The sequence below is a fragment of the Mesorhizobium sp. 10J20-29 genome, assembly GCF_054130485.1.
The window spans coordinates 2546049-2559583 of record NZ_CP199156.1 but is presented as its reverse complement, the minus strand read 5'-3'; the positions used below and the strand labels follow the sequence as shown (position 1 = coordinate 2559583).

The 13535-nt window shown below is 58.2% G+C and carries 15 protein-coding genes; 12 read left to right on the top strand and 3 right to left on the bottom strand.

Features of this window, described 5'->3' with window-relative positions:
* Positions 1-153 precede the first annotated feature (153 nt).
* The 3 genes from ACT2BZ_RS12240 to ACT2BZ_RS12230 all read left to right on the top strand — a co-directional run bounded on the left by ACT2BZ_RS12240 (position 154) and on the right by ACT2BZ_RS12230 (position 2309).
* Entirely contained in the window at positions 154-612 is a 459-nt protein-coding gene (locus ACT2BZ_RS12240) for a fasciclin domain-containing protein (protein WP_457935436.1), read from the top strand.
* A 377-nt stretch (positions 613-989) separates the two neighbouring features.
* Positions 990-1982, top strand: coding sequence for a sodium-dependent bicarbonate transport family permease (locus ACT2BZ_RS12235; protein WP_457935435.1), 993 nt, complete (start codon positions 990-992; stop codon positions 1980-1982).
* Positions 1983-1997: 15 nt separating this feature from the next.
* On the top strand, positions 1998-2309 hold the full coding sequence (locus ACT2BZ_RS12230; RefSeq protein ID WP_457935434.1) for a P-II family nitrogen regulator: 312 nt from the start codon (positions 1998-2000) through the stop codon (positions 2307-2309).
* 113 nt (positions 2310-2422) lie between these two features.
* Here ACT2BZ_RS12230 and ACT2BZ_RS12225 read toward each other — a convergent pair whose 3' ends face one another.
* On the bottom strand, positions 2423-3799 hold the full coding sequence (locus ACT2BZ_RS12225) for a DUF6600 domain-containing protein (protein ID WP_457935433.1): 1377 nt from the start codon (positions 3797-3799) through the stop codon (positions 2423-2425).
* A 254-nt stretch (positions 3800-4053) separates the two neighbouring features.
* On the opposite strand from ACT2BZ_RS12225, the gene ACT2BZ_RS12220 reads away from it, so the two are divergent.
* Positions 4054-4299 (top strand): hypothetical protein, encoded by a 246-nt coding sequence (locus ACT2BZ_RS12220; RefSeq protein WP_457935432.1) that lies wholly within the window; start codon positions 4054-4056, stop codon positions 4297-4299.
* A gap of 34 nt (positions 4300-4333) precedes the next feature.
* Here ACT2BZ_RS12220 and ACT2BZ_RS12215 read toward each other — a convergent pair whose 3' ends face one another.
* The gene (locus ACT2BZ_RS12215; protein WP_457935431.1) at positions 4334-5647 is read right to left on the bottom strand and encodes a glutamine synthetase; all 1314 of its coding nucleotides are present in this window, start codon (positions 5645-5647) and stop codon (positions 4334-4336) included.
* On the bottom strand, positions 5637-6506 hold the full coding sequence (locus ACT2BZ_RS12210) for a MurR/RpiR family transcriptional regulator (RefSeq protein WP_457941286.1): 870 nt from the start codon (positions 6504-6506) through the stop codon (positions 5637-5639). The genes ACT2BZ_RS12215 and ACT2BZ_RS12210 overlap by 11 nt, the downstream gene beginning before the upstream one ends.
* A 164-nt stretch (positions 6507-6670) precedes the next feature.
* On the opposite strand from ACT2BZ_RS12210, the gene ACT2BZ_RS12205 reads away from it, so the two are divergent.
* The 8 genes from ACT2BZ_RS12205 to ACT2BZ_RS12170 all read left to right on the top strand — a co-directional run bounded on the left by ACT2BZ_RS12205 (position 6671) and on the right by ACT2BZ_RS12170 (position 13532).
* Entirely contained in the window at positions 6671-7483 is an 813-nt protein-coding gene (locus tag ACT2BZ_RS12205) for an N-formylglutamate amidohydrolase (protein WP_457935430.1), read from the top strand.
* Complete coding sequence (locus ACT2BZ_RS12200) at positions 7473-8126, top strand: isochorismatase family cysteine hydrolase (protein ID WP_457935429.1); 654 nt, start codon at positions 7473-7475, stop codon at positions 8124-8126. Before ACT2BZ_RS12205 ends, ACT2BZ_RS12200 begins: the two co-directional genes overlap by 11 nt.
* 228 nt (positions 8127-8354) lie before the next feature.
* The gene (locus ACT2BZ_RS12195; RefSeq protein WP_457941285.1) at positions 8355-9428 is read left to right on the top strand and encodes an ABC transporter substrate-binding protein; all 1074 of its coding nucleotides are present in this window, start codon (positions 8355-8357) and stop codon (positions 9426-9428) included.
* Positions 9429-9483: 55 nt separating this feature from the next.
* Entirely contained in the window at positions 9484-10218 is a 735-nt protein-coding gene (locus ACT2BZ_RS12190) for an ABC transporter ATP-binding protein (protein ID WP_457935428.1), read from the top strand.
* Positions 10211-10918, top strand: coding sequence for an ABC transporter ATP-binding protein (locus tag ACT2BZ_RS12185; protein ID WP_457935427.1), 708 nt, complete (start codon positions 10211-10213; stop codon positions 10916-10918). Before ACT2BZ_RS12190 ends, ACT2BZ_RS12185 begins: the two co-directional genes overlap by 8 nt.
* A 4-nt stretch (positions 10919-10922) precedes the next feature.
* Entirely contained in the window at positions 10923-11813 is an 891-nt protein-coding gene (locus ACT2BZ_RS12180) for a branched-chain amino acid ABC transporter permease (RefSeq protein ID WP_457935426.1), read from the top strand.
* 7 nt (positions 11814-11820) lie between these two features.
* Positions 11821-12849, top strand: coding sequence for a branched-chain amino acid ABC transporter permease (locus ACT2BZ_RS12175; protein ID WP_457935425.1), 1029 nt, complete (start codon positions 11821-11823; stop codon positions 12847-12849).
* The gene (locus ACT2BZ_RS12170; protein WP_457935424.1) at positions 12846-13532 is read left to right on the top strand and encodes a cysteine hydrolase family protein; all 687 of its coding nucleotides are present in this window, start codon (positions 12846-12848) and stop codon (positions 13530-13532) included. The genes ACT2BZ_RS12175 and ACT2BZ_RS12170 overlap by 4 nt, the downstream gene beginning before the upstream one ends.
* Positions 13533-13535: the final 3 nt, after the last annotated feature.

Sequence of the window (13535 nt, the reverse complement as noted above, 5' to 3'; positions counted from 1 at the left end):
AAGGTGTGCAACGGAGCATCACCATCAGAGCGATCAAGTCAGATGGCAGAACCGTGATCGGCTCAAGGCCCGTCGCGCTGATCTGCTAAACGCTACCCTCCGTATCGGGTTCATCGGCTCGACAGCAGCCGCTTCAACCCAAGGGAGATTCAGATGAAGTTCGCCAAGTATCTTGCAGTTGGAATGATCGCCGCCACTTTCTCCCTGCCGGCCAAGGCTGCCGACATTATTGATATCGCAGTCGGCGCCGGCTCCTTCGCGACCCTCGTCGCAGCCGTTCAGGCAGCCGGCTTGGCCGATACGCTGAAGGGCGAAGGCCCGTTCACAGTCTTTGCACCAACTGATGAGGCATTCGCCGCCCTGCCGGCCGGGACTGTCGAGGACCTCCTCAAGCCGGAGAACAAGGACAAACTCGTTGCCATTCTGACCAATCACGTCGTGGCGGGCAAAGTGATGACGACCGATCTCAAGGACGACATGATGGCCAAGACCGTCGAGGGCGGCGAAGTCAAGATCGACCTCGACGATGGCGTGATGGTGAACGATTCCAACGTCGTCACCGCTGATATCGCAGCCGACAACGGCGTAATCCACGTCATCGACAAGTCATGACGCCCATGTAATAGCTTAAGTCGCGAAGGCAGCACCGGCCTCGGAAGGCGGCCGGTGGCTTTCTCTTGGATCGAACATGCGCGGCGAGCACAATCCGCCCTGTATCGAAGGAATACTTCGGAATGTGCTCCTCATGCACAGCACCGTTTCGCAGCAATGGCGTGGAACGCCCATACCTCTAGCTGAGCAGAGGGTTACAACTAGAGGCTACCCCGACAACGTTCGGCCCCAAGTGCCTTGCAAGCATGTCGCCGGAATCGCTTAGCTTAACGGACGCGGATGCTAGCCAACTTCGTCTCGGATCGCTATTGGCATCGGAGCTGCAGAATCCAAGCCCTGATTGGAGATATGCACCCCATTCGCAGAAAAACCGATCCATGGATACAGTAGCCAGTCTGGCCCTTGCAAATCTCCTGACCCCGATGGTGCTTTATTTCGGCCTCGGGCTTGTGGCGGGCGCACTGCGCTCGGACCTCAGCCTGCCCGAGGCCGTAAGTAAGGGAATCTCCCTCTATCTGATGCTGGCGATTGGGTTCAAGGGCGGGGCAGAACTCGCATCGAGCGGACTGACCGCCGCAATCTTGATGACCATGGTTGTGGCGATAGCTCTTAGTTTTGTCATGCCGGTCATAGCGTTCGGGCTGCTGCGCGTCATGACGAAGCTGGGTCCGATCGACGCTGCAGCGATTTCCGCTCATTATGGCTCGATCAGCGTCGTCACATTCGTTGCAGCAACGGGGTTCCTAGCGTTCAAGGATGTTCCCTACGGCGGGTTCATGGTCGCTCTGATGGCGCTGATGGAGACACCGGCGATCGTGTCAGGTCTCGGCCTTGCAAAGCTTGGCGAGCCGGCAGTGGGATTGACCAGAAAGCCTTTGATGACCCGCCGCATTGCGCGCGAGATATTTTTGAGCGGTAGCCTTGTCCTACTGATGGGGAGTTTTGCAATCGGCTGGATCACTGGTGCAGACGGTATGAAGATCATGGGCCCGGCAGTTTCCGACCCTTTCAAGGCAGTGCTCGCCGTGTTCCTGCTAGACATGGGCCTGCTCGTTGGCCGCCGGATCGGCGACTTCGCCGCCGTTGGCCCGTCGCTGGTCGCGTTTGGCATCATCATGCCGCTGATTGGTGCGAGCTTGGGTCTGCTATGCGCAGCGTCCTTGGGGATGGAAGGTGGCGACGCGACGCTTCTGATGGTCCTGGCCGCGAGCGCCTCCTACATCGTTGTTCCGGCTGCGATGCGGCTCTCGCTGCCCAAGGCGAATCCCGCGATCTACATAACACTGTCGCTCGCGATAACGTTCCCCTTCAACCTGATTGTTGGCATTCCGGTTTATTTCGCAGTAGCTGAATCTTTCTTCGGGCGATGAGGGTCGACAGGTGACATGAGAGAGCTTTATCTGAAGAAGAGAATCGAGATTGTGATCGAGCAGATTCAAGCCGAAAAGGTTATCGACGCGCTCGAGGCGGCTGGGGCAAAAGGCTATACGATCATCCGCAAGGTATCTGGGAAGGGCAACCGAGGGATTCGCGCCGGTGGGCCATTTCCGGATATATTTGGTAACTGGATGATCGTGGCGATCGTTTCGGAAGAGGTCGCAGCGAATATTCTCGACACGGCCGATGCATTGCTCGAGGACACGGCCGGTATTGTCTATGTCTCCGATGTCCAAGTGCTGCGAGACGACCATTTCTGACCGGCCCCGGTCACAGATACATTTTGGGATCAATTCTCAAGAGGTCGTTGAACGAAAAAATGGTCCGGCCGCATCTTGCAGCCGGACCAAGCTCTGTCCGATTAGAAAACTGGTCAACAGCGACCTGCCGCCTTGTCCTCTTCCGAACACTGGTCGGCTTTTGGCTGCTGCTCCTTGGCGGCTGACGCGTCCGGTTCTGCGGGCTCCTCAACGGGTGCCTGGTCGGTCGCCTCACCCGTTTCCGGTGCTTGGTCAGCTGGCTTCTCTGTCGCAGCAGGAGCCTGCCCGGCCGCCTCGCCCGCATCGGGCGCCTCCTCTGCTGGTTTGGCTGCCTCGGCCGGCTTCGTGGTTTCGGCCTCGCTCGGGGCAGGATCCACCGGCTGCGTGCTGTCGCTGCCTTCAGTCGTGTCCGAGGTCTCGTCTGCGGCTGGGGCCTGGTCTGTAGGCTGCGAACCTTCCGTCGCATCCGCGGGCTTATCCGTTGCACTGTTGGACGGCTCCTCCGCCGGTTTGGCCGCGTCAGTAGCGGTGGCCGGATTCTCCTCGGTTGGCTCGGCCTTAGGGTTCTGGCCTGTTTCACTCGAAGTGTCGGAAGGAGCGTTGCTCGCTTCACCAGCCGGAGTTTCCGTAGAGCCTCCGTCCGCCGTAGCCTCAACCTCCTGCTCGGCAGTGGGGGACTTCACCTCCGTCGGCTCTTTGCCTTCAGGCGGGGCCTCGGACGAGGATGGCTCACCAACCTGCCCCTCAACCGCGACTACGGCACTGCCGTCTGCCGTCTTCGCATCACGGGGGTCGTTGACCACCTTGGCTTCGACCACTTCGACTTCCTCGTCGCTGTTGTCACGCACGAAATTGATGTTGATGACATTGTTGATGACGATGTTGTTCTCGATGGTCACCGGTCCGTAATACTCGGTGTGCTCGTAGACGCTGTTGTCGTTCACAACCACGACGCTGAGATCGCGGGAAGCAAACTTTCGAACCGGCACGAAATGCCAGTGGCTGCGGGGCGGCTCATAGGTCGAGATGCTGACGCTAACTGACAGCCCATCACCTTCTGGCGGGAGGGGCGCCCAGCCGACATAGTCGTTGCTGCGACGCCAGCTCACCCAAGCGGGAGCCCATACCCGCCCTGGAACCCAATACCAGCCCAGCTGCGGTTCGAAGGCCCACCGACCATAGTGATAGACGGCCCACGCAAAGGGCTCATCCGACGCGAAATACCAACCGTAGCGATCGGTGTAGACCCAACGCCCATGCGTGTATGGGGTCCAGTCAGCTGCAACCTTGGTGGGGATCCATACATACCGATACTTGGAATGTTTCACCCATGCGCCTTCCGACGCCAGCTCGTCGTAGAAAACGCCAACACTGATTGCAGCGCTTTGAGCCTGAGCGGTTCCCACGATCCAGCCTGCGGACTGCGGCATGAGTGGAGTGGTAAGGAGTGCCAGGGCGGCAACGCCGCCCAGTAAGAGTTTCTGGCGCATTGCTTCAGTTCCTTGCTCGATGTCCCATCGCGCAATGAACTTTGTCCAGCGAAGAAGGTTCCCGCCGGTAGGTGCCTCTTATCGGAGGGTCGTCACGGAACCCTCTCGGGTTCGCGCCGTTGGTTGCCGACTATCTATCGGAGAACGTAATGGAAAAGAGCGTTGTTGAAGCCGGATGGCTACTGGGATCGGTTCTTGGCGTCTGTATTGCCTTCATGACGCTAGGGTTCCTTGCGATTTGAAAGGAGATGCCGATGCCGATGCCACGCGATCCTTTTGGCGACGATACCGGCAATAACCTGGCAACGGTCATTGGCGTTTTCTCTGCATTAATGACGGTCGTCCTTCTCTTCCTGTTCGGTGTGCTTGAACTCGGCTTCGACGGCAATTTTTTCCCCGGAGGCGACGTTGTAACTATCGGAGAGATGCCGGCACCTTCTGTTGTCGCCCCGGAGCGCACTAGCGGGTCCATAGCCGCTCTGCCCCAAGGCGCGCGCTAACAATCCTTGCGCGCCTTAAACGGTCTGCGGGCGATCAGTAGACTTCCTCGTATGCTGCACAGATTTCGGCTTGCGTTCGTTCCCCCAAAAAGGCGATCTCTCCCTCTTTGTGCTTCAGGTAAACATCACCGAACTCGGTCGGAAACCAGCTGTTCACGACTTCGTTCGCCCTAAAACGCGCGAGGGCCTCCGGCAGTGATTGCGGCAAACGGCAATAGCCCAGGTTCGTGAGTGTCGCGCTGTCCAGCGTAGACAGGTCCTGCTCTGTAGCATCCGGCACTCCCAACTGCTCCTCAATTCCTTGCACTCCTGCATGAACGATGGCCGCAAGCTGCAAATGAGGGCTTGCTGCCGCGTCGGCAGCGCGGAACTCGAAATTGAACTGAGCAGCCTTGGCCACGTCGCTTACGTCTGAGACCGGACAGATCCGGACTGACGCTTCGCGATCGCGAAATCCAAGATTGTTGTAGGCAGCGCTCCAGCGATGCGGCGTGAGGCGCAAGTAGGAAATGACGCTTGGCGCGGTGATTGCAACAATGGAATCTAGATACTTCAAGACACCGGCAACGAACTGCCCCGCTACCTGTGTCAGTTCGTGCTTGCCTTGCGGATCGTATGTTGCGGGTTTGCCAGCGCTATTTAGAAAGCTTAGGTGAATGTGGACGCCATTACCCACTCCGACTGGATCGCGAATTGGTGTCAGAGTAACGCGCCGCCCGAGCCTGTCAGCTACTATGTTGATCAGCTCGCGCAAGATCGTCGATTGGTCCGCTATCGCAACTCCACGCTGCGGCCCCATTGTCACTTCGTATTGGCCAGAGCCAAATTCCTTCATGAAGGTGTCAGGCTGGATCCCTGCCGCACGCATGGCCGAGATCAACGCTTCGCCAAAGTGTCGTTCCGCCCTAAATCCAGCGGTTGAGAAGGCATCGCCTAGGGGACTCGGACGGTTCTTGAACTGAAATTCGTGCTCGAACGCGCCGTATAGAGTCAAGCCGGCTACTCGTGCAAGCCTCTCAAGAGCTTGCTTCAGTATCGATCGAGTGCAAAAATTCCATGGTTTTCCGTCAGTATGCCGAATGTCGCCTAGCACGAAATGCTCAGCGGGTTCTCCATCGGCTACTTCCAGTCGGACACGTGCCGCATCGTCCGGAACTAAGATTAGATCCCCGAGAGAACCAAAAGGACTTTCTGCGATCGCATCGAAACAGGTGATCTGGACATTTGTGGGTGTCCAACCGATGCCGCGCTTTTGTCTCTTCTCGAATTGTGATGCTGGGAAAGCTTTTCCGCGGACCTTGCCCGCCAAGTCAGTGCAGCAAGCGATGATAAGCTCTTCACGTGTCATTTTCGTCCCGATCATTGCCTTTAGGTGGAGTCAGCCGGACGCCGTCCCATGCCTTGATGCGATTGCGTGTCGTTGACCAGTCTGCTTCCGACACCCTGACGATGAGTGCTTCCATGAAGGCGATGGCACAGACCACTGTGTCCCAGGCGGTGCCGATCTCGATAGGCAGCGCGACGACGATGTCGCTGTGCCTTGCAATAGGTGACATCCACTTGTCAGTTATCAGCACGATCGAAGGACGGCGCTTTGATGCAGCGATCTCCGCCAATCGTTCCAGATCTGGTTGGTAGCGTCGAAAGTCGAACAGTATGAAGACATCGCGCTTGCGCATACGCAGCAAATGCTCGGGCCAGTGCTCCGGATTTGATGAGAGATGAAAAACGTTCGAGCGTATCTGCCGCAGATGAATCGACAAGAATGTTGCTATGCTGTCTGAAATTCGCCCGCCCAGAACGAACACAGCGCGCGTTGGATCGGCGACAAGTTTCAAAATCCTGTCGAACTGCTCTTGCGAAACACACTCGCTCATTTCCAACAGCCGCGCCGAGGTTCGCCGTGCATAGTCACCGAGGAAGTCAAGCGCCCCGGCTTCGCACTCTGTGATCTGCAAATCCAAGGGCGATCGACGCCCCTCGCGCAATTCGCCTATCAGGTGTCGCTGAAAATCCTGATAGCCTCCCAGACCGATCTTACTAACAAAACGCGTGATTGACGGAGCACTGACCCCCGTTCGCTGTGCGAGCTCTTGTATGGTTTGCAATCCACTGAACGGATAGTCGGCAAGCACTGCGTTGGCGACTTTGCGTTCGCTCGCCGTAAAGCTAGCGCTTTGTCTCCTGATAATCTCGCGCACCGCCATGATCGCCGCCGCAGTAGTTGATTTCGAAAGCCAATTCGCTGCGATATAGGCATTCTGAAAAAAATTAGTCAAACGGAATAATCTGGTTGACTATGATGCATAAATTTCTTTCACTGGCTTTGTTGGCCTAGTGAACCCCACGAAGTTGAGCGCCTCCGGAATCGATGTTGCATTCCTTTCAGACCGACACCGCGATCTTATCGTCCCTCGATCCTGATCCCGTGGAGACGGTCAACAGCGAAGGAACATCGGACTTCGTCATCATCTGCGAACATGCCGGTCGAATGGTTCCAGCGTTGCTCGGTGACTTGGGAGTTTCCCCTGAGGATATGAGCCGTCACATAGCCTACGACGTCGGCGCCGCAGGCTTGGCACGGCAGCTCTCCGCACTTCTGGACGCACCGCTCATCCTCCAGCGCTACAGCCGTTTGGTCGTCGACTGCAATCGGCCGCTTGATGCACAGGACTGTTTCCCAGAGATCAGCGACGGAACGGCGATTCCTGCAAACGTTGGCTTGACTGATAGTGAGCGAAGGAGCCGCTTTGCGGAAATCCATCAGCCCTTTCATGCAGCGATTGCGGGTCTACTCGATCGACGTGCAACATTATCCAAACCAGCGAAATTGATAGCGGTGCATTCTTTCACGCCCCGCCTCACTGACGGACCTGAGCGTCCATGGCACGTCGGAGCACTTTCAAATCGTGATCCAAGCTTTGCCGACATGTTCCTGGCAAGCTTCAGGGCGAAAAATCCTGAAGTCCTGGCCGCCAGTAACGAGCCATACATTGTCGATGACCTGTCTGATTACACCATTCCGGTCCACGGCGAACGCCGCGGCCTCCCGCATGTATTGCTCGAAATTCGCAATGATCTCATTTCCACTGAATCGGATCAGGATCGCTGGGCGCGGATAGTCGCCGCTAGTTTGTTCACCTTGTCGCAAGCAACAATGAAAGCGCCCTCGAATGTCCGCTGAACATCCCCAGACCCGCGAGATCCCGCTCGACCCAAAGGCGTCTGCGTTACTGTTCATTGACGTCCAGAATTTCTCGGTTCGGCGCGATGGCGGCGAGTTCAAGGACGTGCCCGACGCCGACATCTCTTCAACGTATGGCTACTATTTCGAGAAGCTACGGTCCCCGGTCATTCCCAACATGCAGCGCCTGCAAAAGGCTTTTCGCTCCGCAGGTATTGAAGTCCTATATACGACGATCGAAAGCCTGACCCTGGATGGCAGAGACCGGAGTCTCGACTACAAGATCACTGGATTCAACGTTCCCAAAGGTTCCTGGGACGGCAAGGTGATCGATGAAATCGCCCCCCTCGAAGACGAGATCGTATTGCCCAAGAGTTCCTCGAGTGTCTTTGTCTCCACGCACATCGACTACCTGTTGCGAAACCTCGGAATTCGACAGCTAGTCTTGTCGGGCCTGGTGACCGACCAATGCGTAGAGTCTGCAATCCGCGACGCGTGCGATCTGGGCTATCTAGTGACGCAGGTCACAGATGCGTGCGCCACATATTCGGATGAACGCCACAACAATTCGTTGCGCGCAATCAGGGGCTACTGCCGTCAGGTCACAACTGAAGAAATCATCAATGAAATCGGCGGGAGGTGAGCGTCGTAGAGCGGATTTCAGCGCTCAAATGAATCGCGGACGAGACTGTTCGCGTATAGCATAGGTGGTTCGCTTTCGGGGTGCCACAGATGCGGAACAAAAAAGAGAAGCAACAGGGGAAAACAAATGAGAACCAAGATTCAAACTCTTAGCACTGCGGCAGCAGCGCTGCTGTTCCTCGGCGCATCGGCACAAGCGGCCGACGACAAGATCGTCATCGGTGGCGCTATGTCACTAACCGGCGTGCAGGCTCCACTAGATACACCAGGTGTCAAAGGCGCCGAAGTTGCGGTTAAGTATCTGAATGACAAGGGAGGCGTGCTCGGCAAGCCGCTCGAATTCATCAACATCGATGGCAAGTCCGACCCAGTCGTTGTCGGCAACGTGGCTGTCGAATTGATCGACAAGGGTGCTGACATCATTATGGCGCCCTGTGATTTTGACTTCGGCGGCCCTGCAAGCCGGGAAGCGCAATCCGCGGGCCTGGTCGGTATTTCGACATGCGCGTCGGATCCGCTCTACAGCTCCTGGTCGCTAGGCGACAAGCAGTTCACCATGTCGATGTGGAACACGACGATGGGCGCAGTTGCTGCAGACTATGCCTTTAAGGAACGCGGATGGAAGACGGCATATGTCGTAACGGACCAGTTCATCGCCTATACCAAGTCGCTTTCGAAATATTTTGTCGAACAGTTCAAGGCGGACGGTGGGGAGATCATCCTTGAAGATACATATACGAATGGCGACAACAATTTCTCCGCGCAACTGGCGCGGCTTCAGGCTCTCGGAAAGAAACCCGACGTAATCTTCCTTTCGTCCTACGGACAAGACATCGGTGCCATCATCCGTTCGCTGCGCGAGGTTGGTTACGACGCGCCGGTGCTGGGCGGCGACGCTTATGACGATCCCGCGATGCACGAGGCGCTCGGGGAGAAGCTTGGTAATGACGTCTTCTTCGTCACCCACACCTTCATGACGCCCGAAGCCCATCCCGACATGCAGACGTTCATCGATCTCTACACCGAGATGCACGGGGCGGCGCCAGATACGTCCTTTGTGGCGACCGGCTGGGACACAGTGATGCTGATGGCACAAGCCATCGAAGCTGCCGGCAGCACCGATGGCGAAGCGGTTGCCAAGGCGCTCGAAGACGGCACGTTCAAGCTCCTGACCGGCGATCTGGACTACGGCACAGCAGAGGAAGGCCATGTCCCAAACAAGGCAGCAGTCATGGTCGAGTTGAAGGGCGGCAAGCCGACTTTCCTCGGATGGCGCACGCCCGAGACGATTCCGGCACCCTGAAACATCCGAGGCGCCGGGAGACATATCCCGGCGCCATCACCTACTGGATCACTGAATGTCTCAGGACGAACTTCGCGCCGACAACGTCACGGTCGAGTTTTCCGGATTGCGGGCGCTCGATGGCGTGTCACTTTCGCTATCGTGCAACGAGATCGTTGGCCTGATCGGCCCTAACGGCTCCGGCAAGACAACACTGATTAACGCAATCACTGGCCAAGTCCCACTGGCGGGCGGCGCGATCCTGCTCGCAGGCGACAAGATTTCAGGCCTCCCGCCGCGCCGGATCGCCTTGAAGGGCGTCTATCGGTCCTTCCAGATCGTCCGACTGTTCAACAACATGACAGTCGTCGAGAATGTCGAAATGGCGGCGCTGGCCCAAGGCGTGGACCTGCGAAATGCGCGCAGAAAGAGTGACGCGCTGCTTGCCGAGTTCGGGCTAGAACACCGAGCCGATGATCTCGCCGGCAATCTCAGTTACGGCGACAAGCGCCGCATCGAGATCGCTCGGGCGCTAGCTGCCAATCCCCGGTTTCTGCTGCTCGACGAACCTGCGGCCGGCATGAACGAAGCAGAATCGGAATCGCTCTTGCATATTCTCGCAGACCTACCGAGTGCGCGTAGTCTTGGGTTGCTGATCATCGATCACGACATGGGACTCATCATGCGGCTCTGCAGTCGGCTCCATGTTCTGGCCTCTGGCCAGACGATCGCCGAGGGCAAGGCCGACGACGTCAGGAAGAACCCGGCCGTCATCGAAGCCTATCTTGGCACTGGGAGCGTGGATGCTTGACGTTGAAGATTTCGACGTGCGCTACGGCGCGATCTCTGCCGTGCGGGGCATCACGCTCCATGCCGACAAGGGTGAACTCGTCGCCATACTGGGTGCCAATGGGGCCGGCAAATCCTCTACCCTAATGTGTATTGCCGGAGCGCTGAAACCGTCCGGCGGCACGGTAAGACTCGAAGGCCGAGACGTGACCGGGGCCACGCCAGAACGAATGGTGCGGCTGGGCGTCGCGACGGTGCCGGAGACACGTGACGTCTTCCCCGATCTCACCGTCGCGGAGAATTTGGCGCTCGGTAGTTACACGCGCCGAAGCGACGCTAAGGGCGTAGAGGAAGACCGCGAGCGCATGCTGACGATGTTCCCGCGTCTGGCCGAGCGCCAGACGCAGCCCGCCGGCACTCTGTCGGGCGGCGAACAGCAGATGCTGGTGATTGCTCGGGCTTTGATGTCGCGGCCCAGTGTCCTTCTCCTCGATGAGCCGTCGCTGGGTCTGGCGCCGGTGATAGTGGATCAGATCTTCGATATGATCCGGACTCTGAAACAGTCGGGGCTGACCATTCTTCTGGTCGAGCAGAACGCCGCCAAGGCGCTGTCGGTGGCTGACCGCGCCTATGTAATGCGGCTGGGCAAGATCGAGGCGAGCGGCACCGCCAACGAGATCGCGGCGGCCACTGATCTCAGCGCGCTCTATCTGGGAGGATGACCGCGTGACCTTCGCCGTCCAGTTCATCATCGACGTCCTCAGCCTTGGCGGCGCCTATGCCCTGATGGCGCTTGGTCTGGTGATCGTTTACGGAATTCTCAAGCTCGTGAACTTCGCCTATGGCGAACTCATCATGGTCGCCGGATACACCATGTTCTTGTTAGGCGGCTCCGGCCTACCTTGGCTGGTCATGGCGGCGGTCGCGGTCGTGATGTCGATCATGGCGGGCGTGGCCACCGACTATGTCGCCTTCCGTCCGGTTCGAGCGAAGTCGGTGACTGCAGTGTTGATTACCTCTTTCGCCTTTTCCACCCTGCTACAGAATGCGGCGCTGCTGTTCATTTCTCCGCGCCCCCGCGCCGTGCCGTTGCCTGAAATATTCTCGCAGACGGTAACCATCTTGGGCGCCGTGACGCCGGCACGCAACCTGATCACAATCGTCGCGGCGGTAACGCTGCTGGCGCTGTTTGCCTGGCTGATGCGCCGCACCGTCCTTGGCATCGCGATGCGAGCGGCGGCGACCAACTTTACCATGGCTCGCATGCTCGGCGTGCCGGCCAACCTCATTATCTCATCCGCATTTGCCATAAGCGGGTTTCTGGCGGGCGTAGTCGGGCTGCTCTGGATTGGACGCATCGGCACCGTAGCGCCAGGGATCGGGCTCGAGCCACTGCTCGTTGCCTTCATCGCAACGGTGATCGGCGGCATGCGATCCATGCAGGGTGCGGTCATCGGTGGCTTCCTGCTGGCTCTGATTGACACCTCGCTTAACTACACACTGCCGCAGGACCTCCTCAAGTTCCGCGACGCCTTCACCTTCAGCCTTGTGATCTTGATCCTGCTCTGGCGTCCGGACGGGTTGATCCAAGGGCCTGCTTCGGGCCAAAGGACGTGAAAACATCATGACGCGCCATGTTGCCACCGTCGCATTTCTGACCGGATTCGTCGGCCTGCTCGTTCTCGCAAATTATCTCCTTGGCATACGGCTCTATGACCGCATCGCCATCCACCTGTGCATCTCGCTCGTCTTGGTGCTCGGCCTGCAAGTCTTCATGGGTAATTCCGGCATCCTGTCCTTTGCCCATATGGGGTTCATGGGAGTGGGAGCTTACACGTCCGCCGTCCTGACCATTCCGGCCCAGATGAAAGGCATGGCTCTTCCCGATCTCTATCCGGTGCTCCAAGGCGTGGAGCTTTCGCCCTATCTGGCGATACCCATTGGCGGCCTCGTGGCGGCGTTGGTAGCGGCCGCGCTGTCTTACCCTTTGATGCGGCTGTCGGATGCCGCTGCTGTGATCACCTCGTTTGCGCTCCTAGTCGTTCTCTACACAGTGATGACCAACTGGAGTGAGGTCACCAACGGGCCACGCACCCTTTTTGGCCTGCCTAAGGCCACCGACTTGCGGCTTGCCGCCAGCGTCGCCGTGCTGGCGCTTGTTGCGGCGCTCGCCTTCAAGGAGTCGCGCACCGGTCGCCTCCTCAGGGCAAGCCGCGACGACGAGACGGCGGCCGCAGCCCTTGGCGCCAACATCCCGCAGCTTCGCTGGCGCGCCTTCATCCTGGCCGCGCTCTTTGCCGGAATTGGCGGCGCCATGTGGGGGCATTTTATCACTTCTTTTTCGCCCAAGGCGTTCTATCTCAAGGAGACCTTCCTAATCCTGAGCATGCTGGTGATCGGCGGCGCAAACACTGTCACCGGGGCGGTGCTCGGCACCTTCCTTGTCACCATCGCCTACGAGAGCCTGCGCGGCTTGGAAGGCTTCCTGAACGAGGCCAAAATCATTTCGAGCCCAATCATTGGTCTAACTGAAATCGTGCTCGCGATCGCGATGATCGCTCTGCTGTCGCTGCGTCCTGGCGGCATCTTCCCAACACGCGAGATCGGCGTTCAGCTAACGCGCCGCAGGACCAAGCAGGGAGATCACAGATGAGTTGGAAGATCGCGCACCGTTCCTTTTACTATGCCAATGCGGAGGAACCCGCAGACATAGTCCTCGACCCTAAGTCAACTGCGCTGCTCGTCATCGATATCCAGAACACCTATCTGGAAGACAAAGAGACTGCCGCTGAGACGGCTCGCTGGCAGCCCTTCTATAGCCGTATGCGCGAGACTGTCATTCCCAACACGGCGCGCCTGATAGCCGAGTGCCGGTCGCGCGGCGTCGAGGTCATCTATGCTCGCATCGCCTGCCTCAAGCTGGATGGGCGCGACCGCTCTCTCAGCCAGAAGAAACCAGGCTTCAACTATCTACTTCTGCCCAAAGATCGCCCCGATGGGCAGATCGTGCCCGAATTGGCGCCCCTCGATGACGACATTACTATCATCAAGACCACCGACAGCGCGCTTACAGGCACCAACCTGCGGCTAATTCTGCGCAACATGGGCATCACCGACGTCATCTGCGCCGGCATCTTCACCGATCAGTGCGTCTCCTCGACTGTGCGCAGCCTGGCCGACGAAAGTTTCGGTGTCGTCGTCGTTGACGACTGCTCGGCTGCGGCCACGATGGAACTGCATAATCAGGAGCTTGCGATCATCAATATGATCTACTGCCATGTCGTGCGGCTCGACGAGGTCATCACATTTCTTGCGTCGGACTCTAGCAGCCGGTAGCTG

Coding starts and splice junctions, on each gene's coding strand:
- ACT2BZ_RS12240 (WP_457935436.1), top strand. CDS start 154: ATGAAGTTCGCCAAGTATCTTGCAGTTGGAATGATCGCCGCCACTTTC.
- ACT2BZ_RS12235 (WP_457935435.1), top strand. CDS start 990: ATGGATACAGTAGCCAGTCTGGCCCTTGCAAATCTCCTGACCCCGATG.
- ACT2BZ_RS12230 (WP_457935434.1), top strand. CDS start 1,998: ATGAGAGAGCTTTATCTGAAGAAGAGAATCGAGATTGTGATCGAGCAG.
- ACT2BZ_RS12225 (WP_457935433.1), bottom strand. CDS start 3,799: ATGCGCCAGAAACTCTTACTGGGCGGCGTTGCCGCCCTGGCACTCCTT.
- ACT2BZ_RS12220 (WP_457935432.1), top strand. CDS start 4,054: ATGCCGATGCCACGCGATCCTTTTGGCGACGATACCGGCAATAACCTG.
- ACT2BZ_RS12215 (WP_457935431.1), bottom strand. CDS start 5,647: ATGACACGTGAAGAGCTTATCATCGCTTGCTGCACTGACTTGGCGGGC.
- ACT2BZ_RS12210 (WP_457941286.1), bottom strand. CDS start 6,506: ATGGCGGTGCGCGAGATTATCAGGAGACAAAGCGCTAGCTTTACGGCG.
- ACT2BZ_RS12205 (WP_457935430.1), top strand. CDS start 6,671: ATGTTGCATTCCTTTCAGACCGACACCGCGATCTTATCGTCCCTCGAT.
- ACT2BZ_RS12200 (WP_457935429.1), top strand. CDS start 7,473: ATGTCCGCTGAACATCCCCAGACCCGCGAGATCCCGCTCGACCCAAAG.
- ACT2BZ_RS12195 (WP_457941285.1), top strand. CDS start 8,355: ATGTCACTAACCGGCGTGCAGGCTCCACTAGATACACCAGGTGTCAAA.
- ACT2BZ_RS12190 (WP_457935428.1), top strand. CDS start 9,484: ATGTCTCAGGACGAACTTCGCGCCGACAACGTCACGGTCGAGTTTTCC.
- ACT2BZ_RS12185 (WP_457935427.1), top strand. CDS start 10,211: ATGCTTGACGTTGAAGATTTCGACGTGCGCTACGGCGCGATCTCTGCC.
- ACT2BZ_RS12175 (WP_457935425.1), top strand. CDS start 11,821: ATGACGCGCCATGTTGCCACCGTCGCATTTCTGACCGGATTCGTCGGC.
- ACT2BZ_RS12170 (WP_457935424.1), top strand. CDS start 12,846: ATGAGTTGGAAGATCGCGCACCGTTCCTTTTACTATGCCAATGCGGAG.